At 57.4% G+C, this 23,993-nt stretch carries 27 protein-coding genes and 1 tRNA gene; 15 read left to right on the top strand and 13 right to left on the bottom strand.

The genetic code is table 11. From position 1 onward, the window contains the following. Positions 1–3: 3 nt before the first annotated feature. The gene (locus tag J3362_RS07620; protein WP_502882422.1) at positions 4–615 is read right to left on the bottom strand and encodes a peptidylprolyl isomerase; all 612 of its coding nucleotides are present in this window, start codon (positions 613–615) and stop codon (positions 4–6) included. Positions 616–842: 227 nt separating this feature from the next. Between J3362_RS07620 and J3362_RS07615 the strand changes: the two genes are divergently transcribed. Further along, entirely contained in the window at positions 843–1,592 is a 750-nt protein-coding gene (locus J3362_RS07615) for a cyclic di-GMP-binding domain-containing protein, MshE-related (RefSeq protein ID WP_349518966.1), read from the top strand. A gap of 38 nt (positions 1,593–1,630) precedes the next feature. Here the strand turns inward: J3362_RS07615 and J3362_RS07610 are convergent, their stop codons facing one another. The 3 genes from J3362_RS07610 to flgA form a co-directional block, all read right to left on the bottom strand. Then, a complete protein-coding gene (locus J3362_RS07610) occupies positions 1,631–2,101 on the bottom strand; it encodes a flagella synthesis protein FlgN (protein WP_008174427.1) in 471 nt (156 codons plus the stop codon). A gap of 7 nt (positions 2,102–2,108) precedes the next feature. Continuing rightward, complete coding sequence (gene flgM, locus J3362_RS07605) at positions 2,109–2,435, bottom strand: flagellar biosynthesis anti-sigma factor FlgM (protein WP_008174429.1); 327 nt, start codon at positions 2,433–2,435, stop codon at positions 2,109–2,111. A 173-nt stretch (positions 2,436–2,608) separates the two neighbouring features. Then, positions 2,609–3,310 carry a flagellar basal body P-ring formation chaperone FlgA gene (gene flgA, locus J3362_RS07600; protein ID WP_349518964.1) on the bottom strand — a complete coding sequence of 234 codons (702 nt, stop codon included), beginning with the start codon at positions 3,308–3,310 and terminating at the stop codon, positions 2,609–2,611. A gap of 188 nt (positions 3,311–3,498) precedes the next feature. Here flgA and J3362_RS07595 point away from each other — a divergent pair, with 188 nt between their 5' ends. From J3362_RS07595 to J3362_RS07570, 6 genes are all read left to right on the top strand, one after another. Next, on the top strand, positions 3,499–4,428 hold the full coding sequence (locus tag J3362_RS07595) for a chemotaxis protein CheV (RefSeq protein ID WP_349518963.1): 930 nt from the start codon (positions 3,499–3,501) through the stop codon (positions 4,426–4,428). Between the two features lie 37 nt (positions 4,429–4,465). After that, positions 4,466–5,293: a CheR family methyltransferase gene (locus J3362_RS07590; protein ID WP_349518961.1), complete on the top strand. Its 828-nt coding sequence runs from the start codon at positions 4,466–4,468 to the stop codon at positions 5,291–5,293. Between the two features lie 3 nt (positions 5,294–5,296). Continuing rightward, positions 5,297–6,493, top strand: coding sequence for an MFS transporter (locus J3362_RS07585; RefSeq protein WP_349518960.1), 1,197 nt, complete (start codon positions 5,297–5,299; stop codon positions 6,491–6,493). Beyond that, on the top strand, positions 6,493–7,110 hold the full coding sequence (locus J3362_RS07580; protein WP_349518959.1) for a flavin reductase family protein: 618 nt from the start codon (positions 6,493–6,495) through the stop codon (positions 7,108–7,110). Before J3362_RS07585 ends, J3362_RS07580 begins: the two co-directional genes overlap by 1 nt. 20 nt (positions 7,111–7,130) lie before the next feature. After that, on the top strand, positions 7,131–8,030 hold the full coding sequence (locus J3362_RS07575) for a LysR family transcriptional regulator (protein WP_349518957.1): 900 nt from the start codon (positions 7,131–7,133) through the stop codon (positions 8,028–8,030). 110 nt (positions 8,031–8,140) lie between these two features. After that, positions 8,141–8,506, top strand: coding sequence for a DUF7352 domain-containing protein (locus J3362_RS07570; protein ID WP_349518956.1), 366 nt, complete (start codon positions 8,141–8,143; stop codon positions 8,504–8,506). Positions 8,507–8,534: 28 nt separating this feature from the next. Here J3362_RS07570 and J3362_RS07565 read toward each other — a convergent pair whose 3' ends face one another. Next, positions 8,535–9,194, bottom strand: a complete 660-nt coding sequence (locus J3362_RS07565) for a cupin domain-containing protein (protein WP_349518954.1) — start codon at positions 9,192–9,194, stop codon at positions 8,535–8,537. A gap of 66 nt (positions 9,195–9,260) precedes the next feature. Further along, positions 9,261–9,791: an isochorismatase family protein gene (locus tag J3362_RS07560; RefSeq protein ID WP_349518953.1), complete on the bottom strand. Its 531-nt coding sequence runs from the start codon at positions 9,789–9,791 to the stop codon at positions 9,261–9,263. Between the two features lie 205 nt (positions 9,792–9,996). Between J3362_RS07560 and J3362_RS07555 the strand changes: the two genes are divergently transcribed. After that, positions 9,997–10,087 (top strand) — tRNA-Ser (locus tag J3362_RS07555). A 394-nt stretch (positions 10,088–10,481) separates the two neighbouring features. Beyond that, positions 10,482–11,912 carry a peroxidase family protein gene (locus J3362_RS07550; RefSeq protein ID WP_349518951.1) on the top strand — a complete coding sequence of 477 codons (1,431 nt, stop codon included), beginning with the start codon at positions 10,482–10,484 and terminating at the stop codon, positions 11,910–11,912. An 89-nt stretch (positions 11,913–12,001) separates the two neighbouring features. Here the strand turns inward: J3362_RS07550 and J3362_RS07545 are convergent, their stop codons facing one another. Beyond that, positions 12,002–12,604, bottom strand: a complete 603-nt coding sequence (locus tag J3362_RS07545; protein ID WP_349518950.1) for a DUF938 domain-containing protein — start codon at positions 12,602–12,604, stop codon at positions 12,002–12,004. A gap of 26 nt (positions 12,605–12,630) precedes the next feature. Then, the gene (locus tag J3362_RS07540) at positions 12,631–12,906 is read right to left on the bottom strand and encodes an acylphosphatase (RefSeq protein WP_349518949.1); all 276 of its coding nucleotides are present in this window, start codon (positions 12,904–12,906) and stop codon (positions 12,631–12,633) included. Between the two features lie 85 nt (positions 12,907–12,991). Here J3362_RS07540 and J3362_RS07535 point away from each other — a divergent pair, with 85 nt between their 5' ends. After that, positions 12,992–13,765 carry a fructosamine kinase family protein gene (locus tag J3362_RS07535; protein WP_349518948.1) on the top strand — a complete coding sequence of 258 codons (774 nt, stop codon included), beginning with the start codon at positions 12,992–12,994 and terminating at the stop codon, positions 13,763–13,765. Here the strand turns inward: J3362_RS07535 and J3362_RS07530 are convergent. The 3 genes from J3362_RS07530 to J3362_RS07520 form a co-directional block, all read right to left on the bottom strand. After that, positions 13,762–14,709 carry an AEC family transporter gene (locus tag J3362_RS07530; RefSeq protein ID WP_108018901.1) on the bottom strand — a complete coding sequence of 316 codons (948 nt, stop codon included), beginning with the start codon at positions 14,707–14,709 and terminating at the stop codon, positions 13,762–13,764. The two genes, J3362_RS07535 and J3362_RS07530, sit on opposite strands and share 4 nt — an antisense overlap. Positions 14,710–14,861: 152 nt before the next feature. Continuing rightward, positions 14,862–17,195, bottom strand: a complete 2,334-nt coding sequence (locus J3362_RS07525) for a xanthine dehydrogenase family protein molybdopterin-binding subunit (RefSeq protein WP_349518946.1) — start codon at positions 17,193–17,195, stop codon at positions 14,862–14,864. Further along, the gene (locus J3362_RS07520; RefSeq protein ID WP_008174459.1) at positions 17,192–17,653 is read right to left on the bottom strand and encodes a (2Fe-2S)-binding protein; all 462 of its coding nucleotides are present in this window, start codon (positions 17,651–17,653) and stop codon (positions 17,192–17,194) included. Before J3362_RS07520 ends, J3362_RS07525 begins: the two co-directional genes overlap by 4 nt. Positions 17,654–17,814: 161 nt before the next feature. On the opposite strand from J3362_RS07520, the gene J3362_RS07515 reads away from it, so the two are divergent. Beyond that, positions 17,815–18,219, top strand: a complete 405-nt coding sequence (locus J3362_RS07515) for a DUF1330 domain-containing protein (protein ID WP_014576954.1) — start codon at positions 17,815–17,817, stop codon at positions 18,217–18,219. Between the two features lie 11 nt (positions 18,220–18,230). Here the strand turns inward: J3362_RS07515 and J3362_RS07510 are convergent, their stop codons facing one another. After that, the gene (locus J3362_RS07510) at positions 18,231–18,560 is read right to left on the bottom strand and encodes a branched-chain amino acid transporter permease (protein ID WP_008174462.1); all 330 of its coding nucleotides are present in this window, start codon (positions 18,558–18,560) and stop codon (positions 18,231–18,233) included. Beyond that, positions 18,553–19,257, bottom strand: coding sequence for an AzlC family ABC transporter permease (locus tag J3362_RS07505; protein ID WP_349518945.1), 705 nt, complete (start codon positions 19,255–19,257; stop codon positions 18,553–18,555). The genes J3362_RS07510 and J3362_RS07505 overlap by 8 nt, the downstream gene beginning before the upstream one ends. 168 nt (positions 19,258–19,425) lie before the next feature. On the opposite strand from J3362_RS07505, the gene J3362_RS07500 reads away from it, so the two are divergent. The 4 genes from J3362_RS07500 to uvrC all read left to right on the top strand — a co-directional run bounded on the left by J3362_RS07500 (position 19,426) and on the right by uvrC (position 23,989). After that, positions 19,426–21,045 carry a methyl-accepting chemotaxis protein gene (locus J3362_RS07500; protein ID WP_349518943.1) on the top strand — a complete coding sequence of 540 codons (1,620 nt, stop codon included), beginning with the start codon at positions 19,426–19,428 and terminating at the stop codon, positions 21,043–21,045. Between the two features lie 84 nt (positions 21,046–21,129). Then, entirely contained in the window at positions 21,130–21,381 is a 252-nt protein-coding gene (locus J3362_RS07495) for a hypothetical protein (RefSeq protein WP_349518942.1), read from the top strand. A gap of 99 nt (positions 21,382–21,480) precedes the next feature. Next, positions 21,481–22,143: a UvrY/SirA/GacA family response regulator transcription factor gene (gene uvrY, locus J3362_RS07490; RefSeq protein WP_349518940.1), complete on the top strand. Its 663-nt coding sequence runs from the start codon at positions 21,481–21,483 to the stop codon at positions 22,141–22,143. After that, positions 22,127–23,989, top strand: coding sequence for an excinuclease ABC subunit UvrC (gene uvrC, locus J3362_RS07485; RefSeq protein ID WP_349518939.1), 1,863 nt, complete (start codon positions 22,127–22,129; stop codon positions 23,987–23,989). Before uvrY ends, uvrC begins: the two co-directional genes overlap by 17 nt. Positions 23,990–23,993: the final 4 nt, after the last annotated feature.

The following is a 23,993-nucleotide window of genomic DNA, read 5'->3' as shown; positions in this document are numbered from 1 at the left end:
GTGTCAGCCTTCGGGGTCGACCACGGTGACGGTTTCGATGATCACAGGTTCAACCGGCACATCGGCCATCCCCTGTTTGCGGGTGGTCTGTTTGCGGGCAATGGCATCGACAACGCCCATGCCCTCGGTCACCTTGCCAAAAACCGCATAACCCGGGCCGCGAACTCCGGCGTTCAGGAACCCGTTGTCGGAAAGGTTGATAAAGAACTGGGACGTGGCGGAATCAGGCGCACTGGTGCGAGCCATCGCAATGGTTCCACGAAGGTTGGGCAGTGTCTCTTTCGCTTCGTTGCGGATAGGGGCCCGAGTGGACTTGCGGGAGAGATCCTGGGTGAAACCGCCGCCCTGGATCATGAACCCGGGTATAACCCGATGGAAGATGGTGCCGTCGAAAAAACCGTCTTCGGCGTACTGCAGGAAATTGTCGACCGTTTCGGGCGCAACATCCGGGCGAAGCTGAAGCTCGATAGCGCCTTCACTGGTCACCATGCGGACCTTTGGAAGTGGATCACTGGCCGGCTGCTCATTGGTTTGCGCCTGCACCGCGGCAGTCGGCATGAGCAGGGCGAATGCCATAAGCAATACGGGTGTCACAGTTTTCAGGGGTTTTACCATGTTTGTCATTTGCAGCCGTTCTCCGTGTTATTAGCAGGTGTGTTTCCTGCGACAATTCGGCGAATTCTGTTATCAGGTGCCAGATCTTACCAGATGGTGATGGTAAAACGGGCACTGCATCCACGCACATCGTTGTGTGATCGGCTAACCTTCCCGATATCGGAAGTCATGGATCACACTGGCCGGGCCGGGTTGTACGGTTTTCACTGTTTAAAAGGAGACACTGGGTGAGAATCCGTCAGGGATTTGAAGAGAAATCACGCCTCGGGCGATTGCTTATCAATCGTGGGTATCTGTCTGAGGGGCAGGTTAACGAAGGCCTCAGGCTTCAGCGCGAAACGGGACAGCGCCTGGGTGAGGTATTTATCCAGGCGGGCTGGATCAGCGAGAAGGAGCTGCATCGTGTCCTCAAGCACCAGTCCCGCTATCGCAACGCTGCCGCCCTGGTAACAGCGGTCACGCTGCCATTCCAGCCCCTGGTAACCTTTGCGGCCAGCAATTCGGCCGAGGCGTCTCAGGCAACGCTGGAAGCCGGCGAACTTTATGAGAGAGGCAATCTTGCCCTCATGAGTGAAGCCGAGCTGGCGGCGATTTCGGGTCAGGGCGATCCGACCCTGCTGCAGCGCATTGGTATTGTCAGCAATATGGCGGAGAACCCCGCAGGAAATGGGGAGCAAGGCACTGAGGCATCCGCAGATGTTATTGAAGGTCTCAAGCTTTCCGCCAATATCTTCGTGCCGGTTCTGAACTTCCTGGATTCAGATCTCAGCATTTCCGGTGTGCACTATCGTGAAGGGGAGCCGCGTTATCGGGTAAGAGAAGATGGCGCCCTGATGCTGGCGTTCCCTGAGCGCATCGAGGAAATCCGGATGGACAATATACGGGTTACGGGAGGCCAGGGAGCTTCAATTGGCAACGTGAGCATTCACGACATCCGGTTTCATCCCGACTCCCAGATGACCATCTACACCCGATGAATTGCAAAGCATGGCTCGGCAGAGCCATGCTTTCGGGGTCAGGCGCTGGCGAGTACCGTGCTGCTTGATACCGTGGTCTGCTGACCTTGTGCACCGTACAGCTTTTGCTGGCCGGTGGCGCCACGGAAAATATCGGTGAGTCTCGACAAACGCTTTTGCAAGTGGCTGATCACGCGACCATTGGTCTGGTTCAGCGTTTGACAGGTTCGCAGCTTCTGGTCCGCCTCCTGCCAGAGTTCGAAGAGATCCGAGAATCCGGCGCTGCGGATAAAGCGGGAAGGCTCGCCACTTTCGGGGCGATATCCCATCTGTACCAGCGTTCGGATTTTCTGTTTGGCGCGTTCGCGGACTGCACCGAGGAGATCATTCTTCTCTCTGGTCAGGGCGTCCAGCTGGCGGAGGTCGGAATTCGCAAGGCAGGTCTTTTCCTTGCCGAGAACGTCAGCCAGTGTTTCAAGCTGGCTGATATCCTGGGAAAGAAGGGTCTTCAAATCATCAATTGCGGCCATGGTCTACTCACCCGAAAATGCTTTCATCCATCTCAAGCATTTTCTGGGCCAGTTTCTCGGCATCAATCTTGTACGTGCCATTTTCAAGGGCGGAACGGATCTGCTCGATGCGGTCGTCATCCATTTCCGGATAATCGCCCAGCTTTTGTTCGAGCTGCTTCAGGTTCTTGGCCTGATTGCTCAGGCTGACGTTCTCACCACGGGCCCCTTGGGCCTGTGTCTTTGCCTGTTCGTTGGATGCCGGCTGGGTGTTCTGTGCGCCGGAGCTTTTGTCGGCCGTGGTTCTCTGGGTGTTGACCTGGCCGGGGCCAATTCCATTTAAGTCAACTGACATATCTGTACCTGCTTGCCTGTCGCGCCACGAATGCGGCGCTTACTCGAGTTTATGTCTTCTTAACGGCGGCGCCGCGAAAACCTTTAGTACTTTTAGCACTTTTTTTCGTCTGATTTTACGACCGGTTCTGCGGCATTCACTTGCCGCTCCGGCAAGCCTGTGCCGCACTTGGCTCACATCGGAATTTCCACGTGGCCCGGCGCGACAACGCTGGCTCTTATCGTGCGGGATGACCGCAGATTCTCAACCAGAACCTGTTCGCCAACACTGGCGCTTGCCAGGGCTTTGCCCCGGGAACGCACTGAAAATCCGCCGGTTTTGGCGGTGATGATAACATGATCGCCCCGTTCGACCGCATTCGGTGCCGAAAGCATGTCTGGTGTAACGAGCGATCCCGCATTCACTGCGCGCCGCACTTCCATGCCAATCGCCTGTTTCGCATCCGTTATCACGCCACGCCTGGATGAATTGATTTCAACAGACTGCTTTGCAAGAAGACCTTCGGTAATTCGCTCTCCACGCGTGAGTGGCCTCGCTGCCACCAGGGCTGGCCCATGGATAGAGACTGAAGCGGTAACAAACATTCGCCATGGGCGGGTTCCTTCGCAGGCTACCTGCAACGACGGGCTGGTGCTTTTCCAGGGGTCACCGCTGAACTCTACACTCAAAGGCTTTTCGCACTCGGCGAGAGCGAGGCGGCTGTCGATGGAACCGGGTTCGAAGGAAACGGTGTAGCCATGCTCGGCCTGTTCAGACGCGAAGCTGTCCAGAAACGCCAGCGTTGCTTTCTGAATCTGGTCGGCCGTCGTTCCAGCCTGGAGTGACATGCTCAGGCCAGACATTAGCAGTAGTAGGGCGAAATTCGTGATGCGCATACGTGTCAGTTTGTCCTATGCTGTCAACAACAGGGCAGAAAAGCCCGAATCAGGCTAAGGATTCGGTAAATATGGCCGTTAAATGGGCTAGCCCACCCCTGATATGACGGGTTTCCGTCGATCAGGCTATTATTCAGTGAACAGCAAGATATATGCCGTTGTAATTCCGGCAAGCCAGGAGAATCGAAATGGCAGGGGTTTTGGACAGTGTTAATCAGCGTACTCAGATGGTCGGAAAGAACCGCCTCGAGCTGCTTCTTTTCCGTCTCAGGGGGCGTCAGATCTACGGGATCAACGTGTTCAAGGTGAAAGAGGTTCTGCAGTGTCCGAAGCTGTTTTCCCTGCCCAATAGCCGGCCGGTCGTTCGAGGCGTTGCCCACAGCCGGGGTGAGACTATCCCCATTATTGATCTGAGCATGGCAATCGGTCTGCCCGGTATCCCGCAAGAAGACCTGTCGACCAGTTTCGTCATCATCACTGAATACAATCGCAAAACGCAGGGTTTCCTGGTGAGCGGCGTAGAGCGAATCATGAACATGAACTGGGAAGAAATCCTGCCTCCACCCAAAGGGGCCGGCAAGGATGTCTATCTTACCGCTGTCACGAAAATTGATGATAAACTTATTGAAATCATTGATGTAGAGAAGATTCTTTCAGAAGTTTCTCCGCTTGGGGAGGACGTAACCGAAGCCGTTCTGAGCAAGAGCGCGGAGCGTGTGCCGGGGCATCTGCCCGTGTTGGTGGTGGATGATTCGTCCGTGGCCCGGCGCCAGATACAGCGGTGTCTCACCGCAATTGGCATGGAAGTGGTGCTGAAAAACGACGGCAAGCAGGCTATTGAACATCTGAAGGAAATCACCGCGGACGGTTCCCGGGCCAAGGATCACTTCTCTCTGATCATCTCGGACGTGGAGATGCCTGAAATGGATGGCTACACCCTCGTCACCAAGGTGAAAGAGGACCCGGCGCTTTCGGATATGTTTGTTATGCTTCACACCTCACTCAGCGGTGTGTTCAACCAGGCCATGGTAAAGAAGGTCGGGGCCGACGACTTTATGGCAAAGTTCAGTCCGGACGAACTGGCAGAGCGCGTGATGGAAATCATCGACCAGGGTTGATGGAGCCGCTCAAAGATTCACTCAGAACAGAGACCCAATGAAAGCGGAAATAACGCCACAGGAATATGAAGCCTTCAAATCGTTCCTGCAGAATGCCTGTGGGATTTTACTGGGCGATAACAAACAGTACCTGGTTAAAAGCCGGTTGCGCAGGATTCTCGAAGAGAACAGCCTGAATACCCTGGGTGAGCTGCTCGAGCGCCTTAAACGCCCCGGGCGGGGCGGTCTGAAAGAGACTGTCATCGACGCGATGACAACCAATGAAACCCTGTGGTTCCGTGACAATCACCCTTTCCGGATTCTCCAGGAAAAACTGCTTCCTGAATTCGCGGAGCGCAACTCAGCACAGCCTTTGCGTATCTGGTCTGCCGCCTGCTCAACCGGCCAGGAGCCTTACTCGATTGCTATGATCATTGAGGAGTTTCGGCGGGCGAGGCCCGGGAAGCTCCGGGATGTAAAGATCACCGCGACGGATATCTCCAAAAGCGTTCTTGATGTGGCTCGCAAGGGTGAGTATGAAATGCTTGCCATTGGTCGGGGGCTCTCGCCAGAGCGCCAGAAGCAGTTTTTCACGCCGTCCCTGAACGGTGGCTGGCAGATCAAACCCCAGATCAAGAGCATGGTGGAGTTCAAGGAGTTGAACCTGCTTGAGCGTTATATGCTGGGCAAGTTCGATATTGTGATGTGCCGGAACGTTCTGATCTATTTTTCGGCGGACCTGAAAAAGGACATTCTCACCCGGATGCACGCCACCCTGAACCCGGGCGGCTACCTTGTTCTTGGTGCCTCGGAATCGCTCAACGGCCTGCCCCATCTCTACGAGATGGTTCAGTGCCACCCCGGAATCATCTACAGGAAAAAATAATCCATGCCCCTCAATGTCTGGGTCCTGGTTGCCGCTCAGGCGCTGGCCATGTGCACAGCGCCTTTTATCGTTTTTATAGGCAGCATTCAGGGCAGAATGCTCGCCCCGGCGCCCGAGTACGCAACACTTCCCGTCGGACTGGTGGTCGTAGGCACCGTTCTGGCTATCAAACCGGCAACCTGGTTAATGGAGCGCATCGGGCGCAAGCGCGTGATGCTGCTGGGTGCCATCATGGGCGTTGTGGCCGGTCTTATCGGAGGCCTGGCGTCCTGGACTGGTCTGTTTTCCCTGCTTTGTCTTGCGGCCGTGGTCGGTGGTACCGGGCTTGCGGTGGTTCACCAATATCGGTTTGCGGCCATGGAATCCGTGGCACCGGGAATGGCTGGTTCTGCTGCTGCTCGCGTGTTACTGGGTGGTCTGGTGGCGGCCTGGCTCGGGCCGGAAGTCGCGAGCCTGGGCAGCGGTGCCGCCGAGCAATATCCGTTTCTGGTCAGCTGGATTGCACTGGCGGCCGTACAGGGCACGGCTTTGCTGATCCTTGCCATCGGTTACCGGGCAGGGGCTGAGCGCGTTCAGGAATCCCGGCCGGGAGGAGGCCGCCCCCTGCGGGAAATTATGGCGAACCCTTTAATCTGGGCTGCCATGAGTTCTGCGGCCATTGGCTACGCGGTGATGAGTTTCATAATGACCGCGACGCCGCTGAGCATGACCGAAATGGCCGGCCATGACCTCGACGATGCCAAGCGAGTGATCCAGCTCCACATAATGGCCATGTATCTTCCGTCACTGATCAGCGGTTGGCTGACACGCGTGGTAGGCATTCCCCTGATGATGGCGGCGGGCCTGCTGGCCTATCTGGGCTGTATTGCCCTCGCTGCCAGTGGTGTCAGCTTCCACCACTATCTTTCAGCACTGTTGTTGCTTGGCGTTGGCTGGAATTTCCTGTTCGTTGGTGGCACAACGCTGTTGCCCCGGGGGTATCGGGATGCGGAACGCTTCCGCGTCCAGGGCCTTAACGACATTATGGTCTTTGGCTCCCAGGCGACCGCGGCGCTGTCTGCCGGCGCAATTCTGAGCTGGTTGGGCTGGGGCGGGCTGGTCACGGTTGCCGTGCCCTTCCTGATACTTCACGGCTTATTGATGACTTTGTGGCTATTGCGGGAGCGAACGCCCGAAGCTGCAGTTAACGGGAGAGAGTGATGCTTATAGATTTCGAGGGTATGGATCCGAAGGATGCCTACCACATCCTCACTCAGACAGTGATTCCGAGGCCGGTCGCCTGGGTACTGAGTGAAAATCCGGATGGGGACTTCAATCTGGCGCCATTCTCGTTTTTTACGCCGATCACCAGCAATCCCCCTTTGCTGATGATTTCCGTTGGAAAAAAACCGGCGGAGGGCGTTTCGAAAGACACCCGGGTAAACATTGAAGCGAGAAAGAATTTCGTCGTTCATATCGCTCACCGGGATCTCGCCGCGGCGGTTACAGAATCCTCGCGAACCTTGCCCCATGGCGAATCCGAATTGAAAAATCTTGATCTGGAGCTGGTGGATTTCGAAGGATCGAGTCTGCCTCGGCTCAAGGACTGCCACGTGGCTTTTGCCTGCGAGCTCTACGACATCAAAGAAATCGGCGCTGGGCCGCAGTCACTGGTATTCGGAAAAGTCACCCGGGTATGGGTATCTGATGATGCAGCCCGTTACGATGACAAGAATCGCCTGACCTTCAATGGCGCTGCGATTGATCCGATCGGCCGTCTCGGGGGAAGCGAGTACGTCACCTTCGGTGAAATCCTCAAAATTCCGCGGCCATCCTGAACCGGGGGCAGGGCAAAGGAATGGAACAGCTTAACCTCCGCCATCTCTACTATTTCTGGGTGATCAGCCGGGAAGGTTCGATCGCCCGAGCCAGTGAAGTCCTGGAACTGGCGCCGCAGACCCTCAGTGGCCAGCTCGCCACGTTTGAAGCCTCCGTGGGTGGGCGCCTGTTCTCCCGGGAAAGGCGCAAGCTGATCCTCACAGATTACGGCAGGCTGATCCTCGGCTACGCCGACGACATATTCGCCCTGACCGGTGAGCTCGCCGAAACCCTGCGGCTTGATCCTTCCGAGCGTCCGCTGACCCTCCGAGCCGGCGTCTCCGCGTCCATTCACAAACTGATTGCCTACTACCTGCTGCAGCCAGCGATGGCGGGCGAGCGGTCCATCCAGCTGGAATGCCAGACCGGGCGCACCGAAGATCTCGTGCTGAGCCTGAAGCGCAAGGAACTGGATCTGGTTCTGACCGACCGGGTGCCAAGGTTGCAGGAGGAGGGCAATCTCACGGTGCACCCTCTGGCTGGATCCAGCATGAGCCTGTTCGCCGCACCAGAGTTGGCAAGAAAGCTCAAAAAGGGGTTTCCCGAATCGCTGAATGGCCAACCGCTGTTGGCCAACGCCACGGATGCACCCTATTTCGAGCGACTGATGAACTGGTTTTCCCTGAATGGGGTTCGAATGAAACTTGTTGCCCGGGTAGATGACAGCGCCCTGATCAAGGTATTCGGCAGCCAGGGCTATGGCGTGTTTGCCGCTCCAACGTCGATTCGCGAGGAGGTCTGCCGTCAGTATGAGGTTGAGCAGATTGCCTCAATTGAAGACGTTATGGATGAGTTGTTCGCTATCACCCGCGGCCGGAAAACCGCCCATGAAGGCGTCCGTGCGATTGTCGATGCCCACGTGGGTGATCAGGGAACCTGAGTGCATCGAAAATATCGATTATAAAAGCTCACAAAAGCTTATTTTATCGAAGTCTGTTCCTGTTCATTATGGTGCTGTGAAAGGCAGCAACCCGAAGAGGAGCAGTAGCTATGAAGACCATCCACAAATTCCGTCTGGAATTGGGCAAAGAGCCGACCACGCTCACGCTCAAAGAGGGTTACAGGGTGGTGCGCAGCGAATACATCGTGCCCCATAAGGCCGTCTACCTCTGGGTGGAGCAGCCCCTGAACGTAACCACACCAACCCTTGAGCGGCAGTTCCGAGTCGCTTACTCGGGCGAACCAGTGCCTGACAGCTTCGAATATCTCGATACCGCACTGGATCCATTTGGCCCTGAGGCGTACCACGTGTTTGCAATACCTGCCGGTGAAGAAGAACTCTTCAACACGGCATCTGACGGTGCAAGCAACGACGCGTTCAGCAGGCGAAACTGGCAACACACAGCGATCTCTTGACCACTTCAGGGCCCTTCGGGGCCCTTTTTTATGGCCTCTCGATCGGCAGGTGGCCGGTTTTTACCCAGATGATTGTTTCCTTGTCCACGAACGGGTGATGCTGGCTCAGGTGGGGGCTCCGAATCCAGGTGCCCGCCGGGTATCGACCATGTTCATCGCAAAACTCACCGGACAGCACGAATATCTCCTCGCCGCCGAAGTGCCGATGGGGTTGGAAAACCTCGTTGGCCGGCCACTTCACCAGGGCCACATGCTCGTGCTCGAATTCGTGCAGCGGCATCACCTCAAGCCCGCCCATACCCGGCAGCCACGGCGTAGTGCGCGTATCGATGCGCACAGTGGATCCATCGTGTTCGTCGAACTGATGCAGCTTGACCAGCAGCGTACAGCCTTCCTTGCTGAAAGGGGCGTGTCCACTGCCTGGCGGGTTCCGTAGATAAGTGCCGGCCGGGTAGTCGCCGGTCTCGTCGGAAAACACCCCATCCAGAACGAGGATTTCTTCGCCCAGGGGGTGCTCATGCCGGTTGAAGGAGGCGCCAGGCTCGTACCGGACCACACTGGTCGCATGACCACGCTCTGCTTCCTCGCGGGCAAGAGGCTTTCTCAAAACACCACCGGCAGGGCTGGGCACCCAATCCTGCTCTTCGGTGCGGATGATGACTTTCTTGGAAAAGTCCATGTTGAGCATTGCGAACCTCAAAACCACCTGAAAATGAAGTGACTAGTTACGTGGGCGCCAGCTTTCCGGATGCCTCTATTTGATCAGGGCCTGAATGTTCCGGAACTGCGGATGTTTGCAATGACGCATCCATTCAAACGCCACCATCTCAAGCGTTACAATCCTGGCGCCGCTCTCGTTCAGGCGGTCCAGAGCGACGTCCCGGTCAAACTCGTTGCGTGAGCCAGTAGCATCGGCCACCACCCATACTTTGTAACCGGCATCCAGCAAGCTAAGGGCGGTCTGCATCATACACACATGGGTCTCGCAGCCACCGATGACAATGTGCTGCCGGCCCTCTGGCAACTGGTCAACGAGCCCATCGGGGCAGGCATCGAAATGGTGCTTGGCCAGGGTCTGGTTGCAGAGCTCCCGGACCGCTTCAACATTATGTCCCAGCTTGTCCGGCAGCTGCTCGGTGCCCAGCACAGGAACTTTCATGAGCCCGGCAATGGTGGCCAGCACGATGCAGCGATCCACCACCTCGTCGCCATGGCTAATGGCCGGCATCAGCTTTTCCTGGACATCGATGAGCAACAACGTCGATTGCTCGGCTTTCATCAGCATGAATAGTCTCTCCCCACAAACTGGATGATTATACTAGGCGTTGTACTAACGATAGTCCTGAATCTGCTCAACCGGTAAAGAGAAAACCCGTCTCGCCCGAATTTTTTTGACGATTTTCCCCGGGGGAGTTGCCAAGCGCCCGTAAAACCATTAAAGTTTGCGCCCTCAAATGAGCGACGACGTTGCTGATTTGAAACAGTTTATTGGAGAGGTGGCCGAGTGGCTGAAGGCGCACGCCTGGAAAGTGTGTAAACGTTAATAGCGTTTCGAGGGTTCGAATCCCTCCCTCTCCGCCAATACAAAACCCCAGCATTGCTGGGGTTTTTTATTGGCCGATTGGTAGGGTAAGAAGAACCCTCGCGGGTTCGACCGAAGCCTGCAAAGCAGGCTGAGGAACGTCGGAGCAAAGCGACGACGGCCCCGAAGGGGTGAGGGCCAAAGGCCCGAATAATCCCTCCCTCTCCGCCAATACAAAACCCCAGCAGAAATGCTGGGGTTTTTTATTGCCCGATATACCTCCACGCTATTCCAGAAAACTCCCCCGCTTTAGTTCTTGATGCTAACCATTTTAAGAGCTACCGTTTCGTTGTCAGATACCTTGAATTACCGATTGGTCAATATGCAAAGGACAGCAATTGGGGCTAGTAGGGTGTCTCCACGCCTTATCTGATGATTATCGAGGGAGAGACAATGAGCCATTACCATGGTATGCAAGATCTTAGCGGGCTGCCCGAGCATTGCAGGGTCGATTACCAGCCTTCCAGGGAAGACCGTTTTGGATGGATGTTTCCTCATCTGGCGCATTCCTACGTTTCACCAACCGTTTTGCAAAGCATCGGCAAGGCAGGTGGCCCGATGGACAATGGCGGATCGAGCGATCGGACGTCATCGGTGCCTGTCGGGATGGTTATTTTTGGGCAGTTTATTGATCACGATATAACGCTGGATACCAGCTCCAGCTTTGCTTCAGTGAATCATCCCACTGAAACTGCCAATGTCCGCACACCGACCCTGGATCTGGACTCGATCTACGGCAACGGTCCGGAAGCGCAGCCCTATCTTTACAATCAAACGGCTCCTTTCAACAACGCCAAATTGCTCACGGGAGCCGATGAAGTTGGCGCAGATGACCGGCGCAAAAACGACCTGTTAAGGGTTCCAACAGGGAGTGCCATCATTGGTGACCCCCGGAACGATGAAAACCGTATCATCAGCCAGATGCAGCTGGGCTTCATCAAGTTTCATAACGCCATCTGCGACAAGCTCCGCGCTGAGGCCACGGCAAAGGGTGAAGACCTGAAAGGTGAAGAGCTTTTCGAGAAAGCCCGTCGCGAGGTCACCTGGCATTACCAATGGGTGGTTGTGAATGATTTTCTCGTTTCCATGTGCGGCAAGGCGGTCGTGGATGATGTTCTGAGCCAGGGGCGCCGGTTCTACAAATGCAGCGCACCGTTTATTCCCATTGAGTTTGCTGTTGCCGCCTATCGTTTTGGGCACTCTATGGTGCCGATGAAGATACAGGTCCAAAAAGGGGATACCGCTTTCGAATTCTTTGGACAGATTCTCGGCCGCGGGTTTTCCCCGGTGGGTGATACCCGGGCCGTGGTCGATTGGCATGAGCTGTTTTTTACGGCTGAAAACCGCGTTGTTCAGAGAGCTGAAAAGCTCGACACGTTAATGGCAGGCGATCTTCTGGAGCTTCCTTTCGTTCCTGACGGCGGTGAAAAGTCCCTGGCGACACGGAATCTTCTCAGGGGTAACAGCTTCAGGCTTCCCGGGGGTGACACGATCGCTCGGGAAATGGGTCGGGCGGACGCTGAAATCAACGCCGTCATGGCCAGGATCAACGCCATATCGAACGGCGAAGTGACGTCTGGAGCACCCCTCTGGCTATACATATTGGCCGAGGCAGAGGTTGTTGGCAGGGAATCCTCACCCGGCAACTTCGAGCCGGGCGAAGGGCTCGGGCCAGTCGGCGCCAGGATCGTTGCTGAGGTCCTGATCGGGCTCCTGGAGCTTGACCCGGAAAGCTACCTGGGCTCGAATCGTAACTGGATGCCCTCCAGTGCCTACGATACCGTTGGGAAGATACTGTCTTCTGTCAATTCTGACCTGTTGTAGCCAGTACCCATAAGGAAAACTGGTCCGTCGCTGCGCCCTGGAAATGAATGGAACCGGTGGCGGACCACTTATGCAATTGCGCTCTGTTATCAAGTTCGCCGCCAAACCAACAACCGATTATTAGCCGGCATCCCGAAATCCTTTTCAAGCTTCAGACCGGTTTCTTCACCAAGAGCTTTGAGATCCTCCATATCCCGAATTCCCATATGCGGCGCCTGTGTTCTCAGCGACAGGTCGAACCGTACATTGTTTTCACTGGTGTGCCGCCCTTCATAGCTGAAAGGCCCATACAGGCAAAGGATTCCGTCCTTGGGAAGGGCTTCCGCCAGGCCGCGAAACATTGCCTGCACTTCTTCCCAGGCCATGATATGCGCGGTATTGGCGGAGAACGCGCCGTCGATGGCGGGCAGGCTGGACCAATCTCCGTTCAATACCTCCAGGGCAATGGGCGGGTTGATATTCGTAAGGTGGGCGTCGTCGATCCACGCCCGGGAAAGCTGGGCGTTCTGAGGGTGATCGGTGGGCTGCCAAACCACGTGGGGTAGGTGAGCGGCAAAGTGAACGGCGTGCTGGCCAGTGCCCGTGCCGATTTCCAGAATGGTGCCCGGCTGTTTGAAAAGCTCGGCAAGTTTTTCCAGAATCGGCGCCTTATTGTTTTCGCAGGCTTGGGAAAATGGCTTGTCTTTTTGCATGCTCCGACCTTTCGTAAGAGGGGTGTTCATCGAATGATGAAATCCTTGAACTCGCCGGTTGGCGATTCCGGAGCAATGTCCACAGCATCTACCCGCGCATCCGGCGGGCCCTCGGCACACCAGGTTTTGAGTTCGTTCAGGCGTTCCTCCGGGCCTTCGGCCACAATCTCAACTCGTCCATCGGGCAGATTGCGAGCGAAACCTGTCAAGCCCAGGGAAGAGGCCTTCTGTTCCGTGGAGGCGCGATAGTAGACCCCCTGTACCCGGCCGGATATCAGAAGTTGCCAGCGTTTGGTATCCATGGTTTGCTCCCGCTCGTTCTGTCGTGTCAGGCTTTATTTCAATCTACCGGTTCGGGCACGACCACTTCAAGGAGAGAGAACGCCGATGGCCTCCACCCACCTTAAACACAATGCGACTAGTTATGCCGATGCCCTGGTCTGCGAGGCGGAGGGATTGGAGCGCCTTGCAGGCGCGCTTGATGAGGCCGGGGTGACCGACGTCGGTGTGCCGCACGTTCATCGTGTGAACGAAACCGAACTCGAAATCACCGCCATCCGGTCTTCCGGTGGCTCAGATCGGGCGCGCGAGGTGCTTGGTGAAGGGCTGGCCAGAATGCATGCCCTGCGTCAGGGGGCGCACGGCTGGGGCAGGGACAATTACATTGGCCTGGCACCGCAACCCAATCGCTGGTGCGACAACTGGGGTGAGTTTTTTGTCCACGACCGCCTTGGCTACCAGGTCTCACGTATTCGTGACGCCAGCCAGAGGACTCGCTTCGAACAGGTATTGGACCAGCACGGGGGCTTGCTGATGGACTGGCTGAACGCCCACTGTGAGCACCCGAGCCTGCTCCATGGTGATCTCTGGAATGGTAACGTGCTCTATGGCACTGACCGCCCCTGGTTGATTGATCCGGCCGTCTACTGCGGTGATCGTGAAGCGGATATCGCCATGACACAGATGTTTGGTGGTTTCGGCGAAGCGTTCTATCGGGCCTACGACGCGTGTTACCCACGAACACCGGTTTATGGCATCAAGCGTGAGGTCTACAACCTCTACCATTACCTGAACCACTACAACCTGTTTGGAGGTGGTTACCTGGAGGGTTGCCAGGCGGGTTTTTCCGCGATTGAAGCAATAGGCCGTGGCTGGGCCTAGATCAGGCCGGTACTGCGAAGCACGAAGACTCCCAGAGTGACAGTGATGCTTGCCAGAAGGGTCGTCAGGGCGATGATATTGGCCGCCAACCGGTCATTACCGCCCAGCGCCTTCACCATCACGAAACTGGCGGCCGCCGTCGGGCTGGCGAAGAACAGGAACATCAGGCCGAGCTCCGAACCCCGAAAACCGGCCAGCCACGCTGCGGCGGTGCAAAGCGCCGGCAGTATCACCATCTTGAACAGGCTGGAGCCCAAGGCCGTTTTGCTGTCACTCCGGATGGCGCTCAGGGATACGGTGGCGCCGATGCAAAGCAGCGCCAGGGGCAGCGTGAGTGAGGCAAAGTAATCGCCGCTGGTCATGACCCAGCCCGGCAGTGAGATGTCCAGGGCGGCGAAGGGGATCGCCACGAAGACTGCCAGGATGAGCGGGTTGCGGATGATGTCGTGGAAGATCTTCGTCCAGTCCGTTGTTTGCCCCGGTTGGTAGGCCACCAGCACGATCACCGAAAGTATGTTGTAGGAGATGATCACCAGGCCAAGCAGGATGCCACCTGCCGACAGGCCGAAGTCTCCGTAGAGATTGGCGGCAAGCGCCAGGCCGACGATACCGCAGTTACCCCGAAACGCGCCCTGCACGTAAACGCCACGATCCTCCCGAACCACACGCCAGCGGGCCCAGAGCCAGGTGATGGCGAAACTTCCCAGAGTCGCGACCAGGTAGAAGACCAAAAGGCCAGGATTGAACGCGGTATCCAGATCCGCCCGGATGATGCTCAAAAATACCAGGGTCGGCAGGGTGGCCTTGAACACCAGCGCCGAAGCAGTATTCACAAACGCATTGTCGATCCAGCCGATCCGGCGAAGTCCCAGGCCGATAAAGACCATGGCAAACACGGGCAGTGTTGTTTCCATGGTTTGCAGGAACAGATCGATCAGGGTCATCAAGGGTGGCCGTCGGGTCGAGGAGAGTGACTGGGTTCTCCTGAATTATAAGCGGGGAGAAAGCTAGGATGCTATGGGAATACCACGAAGGTATGGGGCGGAGAGGGGGAATGGCGTAAAAAAAACAGGGCCCCGAGGGGCCCTGATCACTTTCAGGCTTTCAGTTGGTCGCCAACGGGCAGGCGCCGGATGCGTTTGCCGGTTGCGGCATAGATCGCATTGCACAACGCCGGCGCTACCGGAGGCAGCCCTGGCTCACCAACACCACCCATGGCCTCGTCCGGGTTGTCGACCAGGTGAACCCGCAGGGTTTTGGGTGCATCCGGCATGCGCGGGATCAGGTACTTGTCGAAGTTACCCTGCTGCGCCACACCGTCTTCGAATGTCACCTCGCTTTGCAGCGCGATGCCAATGCCCATCACTATGGCGCCTTCCAGCTGGGAGCGAATCCGCTCCGGGTTGGCTTGCGGGCCGCAGTCGAAGGCGATGTCTGCCCGGTGGATGGTGAGCTCGCCCTGATCATCCACTTCCACATCAAAGACAATCGCAGTATACGACACGAAGCTGTGGTGGAAGGCGAGGCCCAAACCCCGATTCTTGCCGGTGGATTTACCCCAGTCTGCCTCTTTAGTAACACGCTCAATCACATTGCGCATACGCCCGATGTCGATCGGGTATAGATCCGGGTCTTCGCCATAATTCCAGCCATCTCCCACCGTGAGATTGTGGATCTCACGGTCCGGGCCGAGCAGGTCCAGCACGTAATCGCGATGGTCCTTGCCGGCGGCTACAGCCATCTCATGGGCAAAGCTCTGGATCGCCCAGGCATGGGGCAGGTTGTAGACCGAGCGGAACCAGCCGATTCGCACATGGGCGGGTGCAGGTGGATTCTCCAGCCTCAGGGCCGGCACCGAGAAAGGCATGGTGTTAAAACCCATGCCCAGTTCGAATTCGCCCTTGTGTTTCGGGTCGGGCGCAAACAGCGAGCCGATACTGGGAGAGAGGGTCCGGTGCAGCCAGCCGGTGGCCTGCCCGTTGTTGTCCAGTCCCGCCTCCAGGTAATCCACAGACACGGCGTGATAGTAGGCGTGGTGAATATCATCTTCCCGTGACCACTGCAGCCGGACCGGCCGACCTTTGAAGGCCTCGGCGATACTGGCCGCTTCAATGGCAAAATCCGGTTTGGACTTGCGACCAAAGCCACCGCCAAGCAGGGTAACGTGAACGGTCACGTTCTCCGCATCCAGGCCCAGTCGCCCGGCCACGGTATCGCGGGTCGCCTGCGGATTCTGGACGGGCGCCCACACCTCAGCCTTGCCGTCCTTGATCCGCACGGTCGCCACCGGGGGCTCCATGGGAGCCTGGGCCATGTGGGGCATGTAGTAGGTGGCGGAAACCCGTTTGTCGGCGTTTTCCAGAGCTGTGTCCAGATCGCCATGCTGACGGACGACCTTGCCGGGTTGCTCCGCCGCTTTCTCAAGGGATTCCCTGTAGGCGGCCGACGTATAGCTTGCGTTGTCTCCGGCAGGCTCCAGATTCCAGTCGATCTTCAGAGCCTTGCGACCCTCCATGGCGGCCCAGGTATTCGATGCCACCACGGCAATACCGCCGAGCGGGCTGAAGCCCGCCGGTTGGCCGGTGCCCTCAACCTGGAGTACTTTCTCAACACCGGGCACCTTGAGTGCCTCGGTGTCGTCGAAATCGCCAACAGTAGCCCCGTAAACCGGTGGACGGGCGATCACCGCATAGAGCAGGTCCTCGAAGGGAACATCAGCGCCATACACCGCCTTACCGGTGACAATATCCTCACCGTCGATGGCTTTCGGGTATGCGGACTTCAGCTCGCCGTTAATGAGGCCGGTTTCCTTGCCGACAAACCGCAGCTCATCGTCGCGCTTGAGTACCAGTGCATTGCGCCCGGGAACGTCGAGTTCCCGTGCCTTGGCTGCGAGTTCCCCAAAGCCGAGTTCCTTGCCGGAAGGCTTGTGAATGATGGTGTGTACGCCAGCCTGCACCTCACTGACCGGCACGCCCCACTCATTGGCGGCCGCCTGCTCCAGCATTTGCCTGGCCGCCGCTGCGGCTCGGCGCATGGGCTGGTACCAGTGGCGCATGCTGCGGGAGCCGTCGGTGTTCTGGTTGCCGTATTTGTCGTGATCGCCTTCCGCCTGCTCGACCCTCACCTGGTCCCAGTCTGCGCCGAGCTCGTCGGCACCGACCATCACCAGGCTGGTCCGGATACCCTGACCCATTTCGGAGCGGTTGTTCACAATTGTAACCAGGCCATCAGCATCGATATGGATGAACACGTTCGGGTCGTCCACCCAGCCGCCGGGCATGGCTCCGGCACCGAATTGAGCCTTTTCATTGCCAGCCAGGGCCACATCCCAACGGGCTGCAAGTACCAGGGCAGAGCCACCCGCCAGGCCCATCAGGAAGCGCCTGCGGCTCACGTTGGCTATCATCAAGTTGTCATCGGCGCTCATGCTTCACCCTCCTTGCCGGAAGCTCGTTCGATCGCCGCCAGAATGCGGTTGTAGGTGCCGCAGCGACAGAGATTCCCTGCCATGGCATCCACAATCTCCCCGGTCTCGGGATTCGGTGTTCTTTTGAGCAACGCTGTGGCGTTCATGATCTGGCCACCCTGGCAGTAACCGCACTGGGCCACCCCGAGATCGAGCCAGGCCTGCTGAACCTTGCTGCCAACCGGGTCGTCGGCCATGGCTTCAATGGTGGTGATCTCGCCACTGGCCGCAGAGACCGGTGTGACGCAGGAGCGGATTGCCGTTCCGTTCAGGTGAACTGTGCAGGCGCCGCACTGGGACATCCCGCATCCGAACTTGGTTCCTTTGAGGCCGACAACGTCGCGGATTACCCAGAGCAGGGGCATGTTGTCGGGCACGTCGAGCTCGTAGCGCTCGCCGTTGATCGTGAGGGTAGCCATAACGTCCTCTCGTTTATGAGTTTTGCGTCTCCTTCACTGTAGCCCTACGAACTGGCAGAGTAAAAAGAGCAATCTGGATGAAAGGTAATAAAATCGCTTGCACGCTCGCCTCGGGCCTGGGCTATAGTAGGCCCCGGAAACAAGAGAAGAAGAGGATAAGGATGGACGCCGTTAATCCCACCCCCGAACAACTGCAAAAAGTCCTGGCGGATACCCCGAAAGACCAGCCCGTGGTTATGCTGAATCTGCTGCGCTTCCGTGATCGGGCCAATTACAAGGAAGAGGCGCCGGAGCGAAGCGGCCGCGAAGCCTACAAGCTTTATATGGAGGAGGCTGCCGCCTGTGTAAAATCGGTCGGCGCAGAAGTCATCTGGTCTGGCCGCAGTGTTGGATCGCTCATTGCGCCCCCGGATGAATCCTGGGATCAGGTGCTTCTGGTCAGGTATCCCTCAATCGATGCCTTCATGGCCATGATCGAAAGCCGGGAATACAAAGGCGTGGTCAAGCACCGCACCGCTGCCCTTCAGGATTCACGGCTCGTCGCCAATCTTGAAACACGGATGTGATTAAAGCCGGATCAAAGCCCGGCTTGCTGGATGGCCATATAGCTGATGGTTCCTGCGGCGATAGAGAGCAGGGCATTGCGGCGCCAGAGGTGAATGATCACCACGAGCACGCCAGGCAGCAGGGCATCGAATCCCATCCATGAGCCGGACCAATCCGCCGAGCGCTGCAGAAATACCGTAGCCAGCAACGCCATCACGGCCGCAGGAAGGTAGCGCCCCAGATGGCGCACCAGCGGATGCTCCGTGTGCCTCTCAAAAAACAGGAAGGGAATCACCCTCGTGGCAAAGGTCGCGACTGCCGCAACCGCAATGAATGCCGCCAGATAGCCGGATTCACCCATGTCTGCTCTCCTCGCCCGGTGCCTGCCCGCGATGCTTACGGTATTCGAACAGCAGTACGGCAGTTACCAAAGCAATGGCACCGATCAACTGGTGTGCCGGAGGCAAAATCAGCATGGCAACGCCCGCGGCCACCGCCCCGAGCCAGATCGGGAAACCTTCTCCCAGGGCTTTGAATTGCTCCAGAGTCAGAACAATGAACAGAGCCACCAGCGCGAACTCGATGCCGGTGCTGTCAAAGGCGACATTGTCGCCAAGCAATGCACCGATTGCGCACCCCGCCACCCAGTAACACTGGTTAAAGCCGGTAATTCGGAAATCCACTTCCTGTTCGTGGGCCCGGTCACCTCCTCGTGGGCGACTGGTGAGCAGGGAATAGGTTTCATCGGTCAAACCGAAAATCAGGTACAGCTTTCGCCAGCCCGCGCCCTTGAACTGGCCCAGCAATGAAAGCCCGTAGAACAAATGGCGGGCGTTCAGAACAAACATTGCAATGAAGACTTCCAGCAGGCCCGCGTTAACGGCCAGAAGGCTGACGGCCAGTATCTGGCCGGCTCCGGCGTAAATCACGATTCCCATCAACGGCGCAGCCCACCAAGCGTAGTCGAGCTGGGTTGAGAACAGCACACCAAAGGCCATGCCCAGCGGAAGATAGCCGAACAAGATGGGCAGCGTGAGTCTGAAGACGGACTGGTTCATTAGCATCCAAACGGTCAGAAAGCGGCGATCATAGAGAATCGGTGGAATTTTTTGAAGTGGTTAACACCATTAACGAGGGCGGGCGATGAAAAGCTGACGCTGAGAGCGCAATAAAAGTGTCACAAAATCGGCATACCATCCGCGGCATAGCCCGCTGTTGGAGTTGTCATGTTCGGCACAGTAAGAACCCGCATCCTTTTTTTCGCCTTTCTCTCGGTCTTTGCCGTCGCAGGACTTTCCGCTCTGTCCTGGAGCATCATCCTGAAAGCGGAAGACGCCTCCAAAACCCTGATCCAGACCAACCTCAACGAAGCCTGGCTACTGGCGGACCTCGAACAGGACCATCGGCACCTTCAGGATCTTGCGTACAAGATCAAGGCCCAGCTTCTGCTGTGGGATGAAATCGAGACCGAGTTCAGCCGTTTGGAGACCGCTTTGCCGGCACATTGGCGGAGTCTGGAAACGGATCCGGGGTTGAGCGAGTGGGCAGAGGCGCATCGTGAGGGTTTCGAGCGGGTACTTGCGCTAATTGCCCGGATGAAAGAGGGCATTGCAGAGAAAAGCTATTACCGCGTCGGGCAGGTGGTGGATTTCGATCTTTTCCCGGCCATGGAGCCGATGCTCGAAGCGATTGCTGGGCGCCAGTTTCAAAGCAGGAAGTCTGTATCTGACGGCGCAGACGAGTTGCTGTCGTTTCTGGCTGGCCAGCAGACCTTTGTGATTGCCGGTTCCGTGTCCTTTCTGCTTATCGTTATCGCCATGACCTGGTGGCTGAGGCAGTCGGTGATTCTGCGCTTGCAGGGTATGCAAAACGACTTGGTTGCCATGGAGAAAAATGCCGATCTTACACGCGTGCCAGTCCTGAAAGGGCGGGACGAGGTAGCCGGTGTTGCGAATGCTCTGGGTGGTTTGGTTTCCCGGTTCGAGCACTTTATCGCAGACATCCGGTCGGCTGCCGGTGGTCTGGATGAGCGTTCCGGCGCCCTGGATAACGGTGCGGAATCCCTCCAAGCAGCATCGGAGAAGACTCGGTCGCAGATCCACGACGTCAGCCAGTCCATGGCCGCTATTGCCGATCAGGCCTCGGCCATTGAGCGAGCCACAGATGAGTCGGCCAACACCGTGAAATCTGCGGTGGCAGCTAACGAAGAAGTCCAGCACCGACTTACCATTAGCGAGGGCGCTGCGGAACATACGGTGGATGTCATTTCGCGCGTTTCAGGATCCATTCATGTCCTTAACGAATCCACGGGTAAGATTGAGCAGGTCATCGGAGTGATTGCTGATATTGCCGAGCAGACCAACCTGCTGGCACTGAACGCAGCGATCGAAGCGGCTCGAGCAGGGGAGCACGGTCGTGGCTTCGCGGTTGTAGCTGATGAGGTTCGGACCCTGTCCCGTCGCACCTCCGACTCTACCCGGGATATATCCCAGTGGGTGCAGGACCTTGTATCCGGCGTAAGCAGCGTCGATGCGCTTTTGGAGGAAATGCGCGATGCCGGCAGCAGCAACCGCGAGCATCTGGCTGCACTCAAGGGACACCTTCAATCCCTGCAGGGCCAGTTCGTGGATCTTGAGAACCACAGCGCCGAGATCAGCTCTGCGGTTACGTTTCAACGGGACGAGATCGGGCGGGTAGGCCGCCGTTCAACCGCACTGGACGAAAGCGCCGACTTCCTCATTGAAACCGTCGACCAAACCCGGGCCATCAGCGATGCTCTCAGGCAGGAATCGGTCTCCATGCGGCAGTTGATTGCAAGTTTCCGTACGGCCTCAGAACCTGCCTGATCAAGAATTGTTTGCCCGGAACCGTCCTCCGGGCTTCTACCTCAGCGCTATTACTCTTACCATGGAGATTCCGCAGGAGGTAGTATGACTGACAGTACCGAAAACCAGCCCGAGCAAGACCCCAGACAGGAAAAATTCGTTGTCGACACCGAGTTGCTGACCGAAGACCAGCTCCAGGGCCTGGTGGAAGAGTACTGCACCCGCTACCACGGACTGAACGACACCGAAAACCCCATGGGCGAGCAGAGCAGGGTAATGTCTGCGGTGCGCCGGGGCGATCTGGTGGTCTGGTTCGATCCCGTGGAAAACACCGCCGGGTTGGGTGTGCCGGCTTAGGCGTCAGGTGTGTCACGGTATTTGAGTTTGCACCTACCCGGGGCCAGAACTAAACGTTACAATCGCGCTGTTTTCCGAAAGCCGTGTGCGAGGTGAATTTTGATCAGGGTACTGGTTGTAGATGACCATGAGCTGGTGAGGTCCGGTATTACCCGGATGCTGGCTGACAACCCGGACATTGAAGTCCTCGGGCAGGCGCCATCCGGAGAGGATGCCATCGATTTCGTCCGCCAGGAGCGGCCGGACATCGTGCTCATGGATATCCGCATGCCAGGCATCGGAGGCCTCGAGGCGACCCGTCGCATACTCCGCATTGATGATTCCATTCGCGTGATCGTGGTAACGGCCTGCGCGGACGACCCCTATCCGACCCGGGTCATGCAAAGCGGCGCCACCGCTTACATCACCAAGGGCGCGGATATCAAAGAGATGGTCCGCGCCATTCGTATGGCCCACACCGGCCAGCGGTATATCAGCCCGGAAATTGCACAGAAGATGGCCCTGAAACAACTGGGCGGCGGTGATCGCGATGAAGACGGCGAGCTCTCTATGTTCGACCGGCTTTCCGAGCGGGAAATGCAGATCGCGATGATGGTGGTGGATTGCCAGAAGGTGCAGGACATTTCGGACAAGCTGTGCCTGAGTCCGAAGACCGTGAACAGCTACCGCTACCGGATCTTCGAGAAACTGGAAATCTCCAGTGATGTCGAATTGGCCCTGATGGCAGTGCGGCTCGGGTTGCTTGATGCCGACAAGGTCTGACCCTGAGAGCACCCACATCGGGGAGTTTGACAGCAAGAGCTTCCTGAAACAGTTGACCGAGCGGCCCGGCGTCTACCGAATGTACGACGAGGGTGGCTCGGTTCTTTACGTGGGCAAGGCCCGCAATCTCAAAAAGCGGGTTGGCAGTTACTTCCGCAAGACCGGCCTGGCGCCCAAGACCGAAGCCCTGGTTGGCAAGATTGCCTCTATCGAGGTGACGATTACCGGCAGTGAAACCGAGGCGCTGCTGCTCGAACAGAATCTGATCAAATCGTTACGGCCGCCCTATAACATCTTGCTCCGTGACGATAAGTCCTATCCCTATATCTATTTGTCGTCGCACAGCGATTACCCCTCGCTGACCTTTCGCCGTGGGCGCACGAAAAAGGGTGGCGGCACCTGGTTCGGGCCGTTTCCGAGCTCGGGTGCGGTCAAGGAAAGTCTTAATGTATTACAGAAGATTTTCCGCATAAGAAACTGTAGTGAAAGCTTTTTCAGGAATCGTACGAGGCCTTGCCTGCAGTACCAGATCAATCGTTGCACGGCACCGTGTGTTGAATACATCACGCCCGAGGAGTATCAGCAGGACATCCGCCACGCCACCATGTTTCTGGAGGGGAAAAACCCTGCGATCCTCCACGATCTGATGAATGCCATGGAGGCCGCTTCCAAGAACCTGGAGTTCGAGAAGGCGGCAGCCTATCGCGACCAGATCAACCACCTGCGCCATGTTCAGGAACAGCAGTCGGTAGACGGCGAGGGTGGTGATGCGGATGTCATCGCCATTGCCCAGGACGCGGGTATCGTCTGCATTGTGGTGATCATCGTGCGCGGTGGCCGTGTGCTCGGCACCAAGGACTATTTCCCCCGCTACTCCATCGAGCAGACCGAGGGCGAACTCCTCAGTGCCTTCCTCGGGCAGTATTATTTCGGCGGCAACACCCGACGGGAGATTCCGCGGGATATCCTGGTGCCGGTTGAGGTGGAAGGTCAGGAATTGTTGGCCCAGGCCCTCAGCGAGTCCGCAAACCGGGAAACCCGGATTCGGGGTAATGTTCGCGGTGAACGCCGCCGGTGGCTGGAACTGGCCATGACCAACGCCCGCCAGACCCTGCTCACTCATCTGGCGAGCAAGGAGACCGTATACCGGCGCCTGCTGGCCCTGAGGGATCTTCTGGAGCTGGCTGAGACGCCGTCACGCATGGAATGTTTCGATATCAGCCACAGCCACGGGGAAAATACCGTCGCATCCTGTGTGGTTTTCGATGAGAATGGCCCCCTGAAGAGTGATTACCGCCTGTACAATATCGAGGGCGTAACCGGCGGCGATGATTACGCTGCCATGCGCCAGGTGCTTTCCCGCCGTTACAAACGGATGGTGGCCGGTGAGGGCAAGCGCCCGGATCTGGTCTTCATTGACGGTGGTAAGGGGCAGTTGAACATTGCCCGGGAAGTGTTTGACGAGCTTGAGATTTCGGATATCCCACTGATTGGTGTCGCCAAGGGTGTGACCCGTCGTGCAGGCATGGAGCAACTCATAGACGCCATGACCGGCGATGTCTTCCGGGTGCCGGCTGATTCGCCCGCGTTGCACCTGATCCAGCACATCCGGGACGAGTCCCACCGGTTTGCGATAACCGGGCACCGGGCGCGCCGTGATAAAAAGCGCCGGCAGTCTACACTGGAAGGCATTGAGGGCGTGGGACCAAAAAAGCGACGCGACCTGATTCGATACTTTGGCGGGATACAGGAACTCCGCAAGGCCGGGGTTGATGAGATGACCAAGGTGCAGGGCATCAGCAAATCACTGGCCGAAACCATATACGCAGCATTGCACGACGAGTAAGGAC

The organism is Marinobacter sp. NFXS11, from assembly GCF_040148675.1.
Lineage (GTDB): Bacteria > Pseudomonadota > Gammaproteobacteria > Pseudomonadales > Oleiphilaceae > Marinobacter.
Note: the sequence above shows the minus strand (reverse complement) of the source record. Positions and strands in the feature narration are given on the sequence as shown.

Excerpts from the sequence above, each read along its gene's own strand:
- J3362_RS07580 (WP_349518959.1), top strand. The coding sequence starts at position 6,493 with ATGCTTATAGATTTCGAGGGTATGGATCCGAAGGATGCCTACCACATC.
- J3362_RS07565 (WP_349518954.1), bottom strand. The coding sequence starts at position 9,194 with ATGCTCAACATGGACTTTTCCAAGAAAGTCATCATCCGCACCGAAGAG.
- J3362_RS07590 (WP_349518961.1), top strand. The coding sequence starts at position 4,466 with ATGAAAGCGGAAATAACGCCACAGGAATATGAAGCCTTCAAATCGTTC.
- J3362_RS07525 (WP_349518946.1), bottom strand. The coding sequence starts at position 17,195 with ATGAGCGCCGATGACAACTTGATGATAGCCAACGTGAGCCGCAGGCGC.
- J3362_RS07495 (WP_349518942.1), top strand. The coding sequence starts at position 21,130 with ATGACTGACAGTACCGAAAACCAGCCCGAGCAAGACCCCAGACAGGAA.
- J3362_RS07585 (WP_349518960.1), top strand. The coding sequence starts at position 5,297 with ATGCCCCTCAATGTCTGGGTCCTGGTTGCCGCTCAGGCGCTGGCCATG.
- J3362_RS07575 (WP_349518957.1), top strand. The coding sequence starts at position 7,131 with ATGGAACAGCTTAACCTCCGCCATCTCTACTATTTCTGGGTGATCAGC.
- J3362_RS07505 (WP_349518945.1), bottom strand. The coding sequence starts at position 19,257 with ATGAACCAGTCCGTCTTCAGACTCACGCTGCCCATCTTGTTCGGCTAT.
- J3362_RS07560 (WP_349518953.1), bottom strand. The coding sequence starts at position 9,791 with ATGCTGATGAAAGCCGAGCAATCGACGTTGTTGCTCATCGATGTCCAG.
- J3362_RS07515 (WP_014576954.1), top strand. The coding sequence starts at position 17,815 with ATGGACGCCGTTAATCCCACCCCCGAACAACTGCAAAAAGTCCTGGCG.
- J3362_RS07610 (WP_008174427.1), bottom strand. The coding sequence starts at position 2,101 with ATGGCCGCAATTGATGATTTGAAGACCCTTCTTTCCCAGGATATCAGC.
- J3362_RS07545 (WP_349518950.1), bottom strand. The coding sequence starts at position 12,604 with ATGCAAAAAGACAAGCCATTTTCCCAAGCCTGCGAAAACAATAAGGCG.
- J3362_RS07500 (WP_349518943.1), top strand. The coding sequence starts at position 19,426 with ATGTTCGGCACAGTAAGAACCCGCATCCTTTTTTTCGCCTTTCTCTCG.
- J3362_RS07530 (WP_108018901.1), bottom strand. The coding sequence starts at position 14,709 with ATGACCCTGATCGATCTGTTCCTGCAAACCATGGAAACAACACTGCCC.
- J3362_RS07535 (WP_349518948.1), top strand. The coding sequence starts at position 12,992 with ATGGCCTCCACCCACCTTAAACACAATGCGACTAGTTATGCCGATGCC.
- J3362_RS07520 (WP_008174459.1), bottom strand. The coding sequence starts at position 17,653 with ATGGCTACCCTCACGATCAACGGCGAGCGCTACGAGCTCGACGTGCCC.
- J3362_RS07595 (WP_349518963.1), top strand. The coding sequence starts at position 3,499 with ATGGCAGGGGTTTTGGACAGTGTTAATCAGCGTACTCAGATGGTCGGA.
- J3362_RS07620 (WP_502882422.1), bottom strand. The coding sequence starts at position 615 with ATGGTAAAACCCCTGAAAACTGTGACACCCGTATTGCTTATGGCATTC.
- J3362_RS07550 (WP_349518951.1), top strand. The coding sequence starts at position 10,482 with ATGAGCCATTACCATGGTATGCAAGATCTTAGCGGGCTGCCCGAGCAT.
- J3362_RS07540 (WP_349518949.1), bottom strand. The coding sequence starts at position 12,906 with ATGGATACCAAACGCTGGCAACTTCTGATATCCGGCCGGGTACAGGGG.
- J3362_RS07510 (WP_008174462.1), bottom strand. The coding sequence starts at position 18,560 with ATGGGTGAATCCGGCTATCTGGCGGCATTCATTGCGGTTGCGGCAGTC.
- J3362_RS07570 (WP_349518956.1), top strand. The coding sequence starts at position 8,141 with ATGAAGACCATCCACAAATTCCGTCTGGAATTGGGCAAAGAGCCGACC.
- uvrC (WP_349518939.1), top strand. The coding sequence starts at position 22,127 with ATGCCGACAAGGTCTGACCCTGAGAGCACCCACATCGGGGAGTTTGAC.
- flgM (WP_008174429.1), bottom strand. The coding sequence starts at position 2,435 with ATGTCAGTTGACTTAAATGGAATTGGCCCCGGCCAGGTCAACACCCAG.
- flgA (WP_349518964.1), bottom strand. The coding sequence starts at position 3,310 with ATGCGCATCACGAATTTCGCCCTACTACTGCTAATGTCTGGCCTGAGC.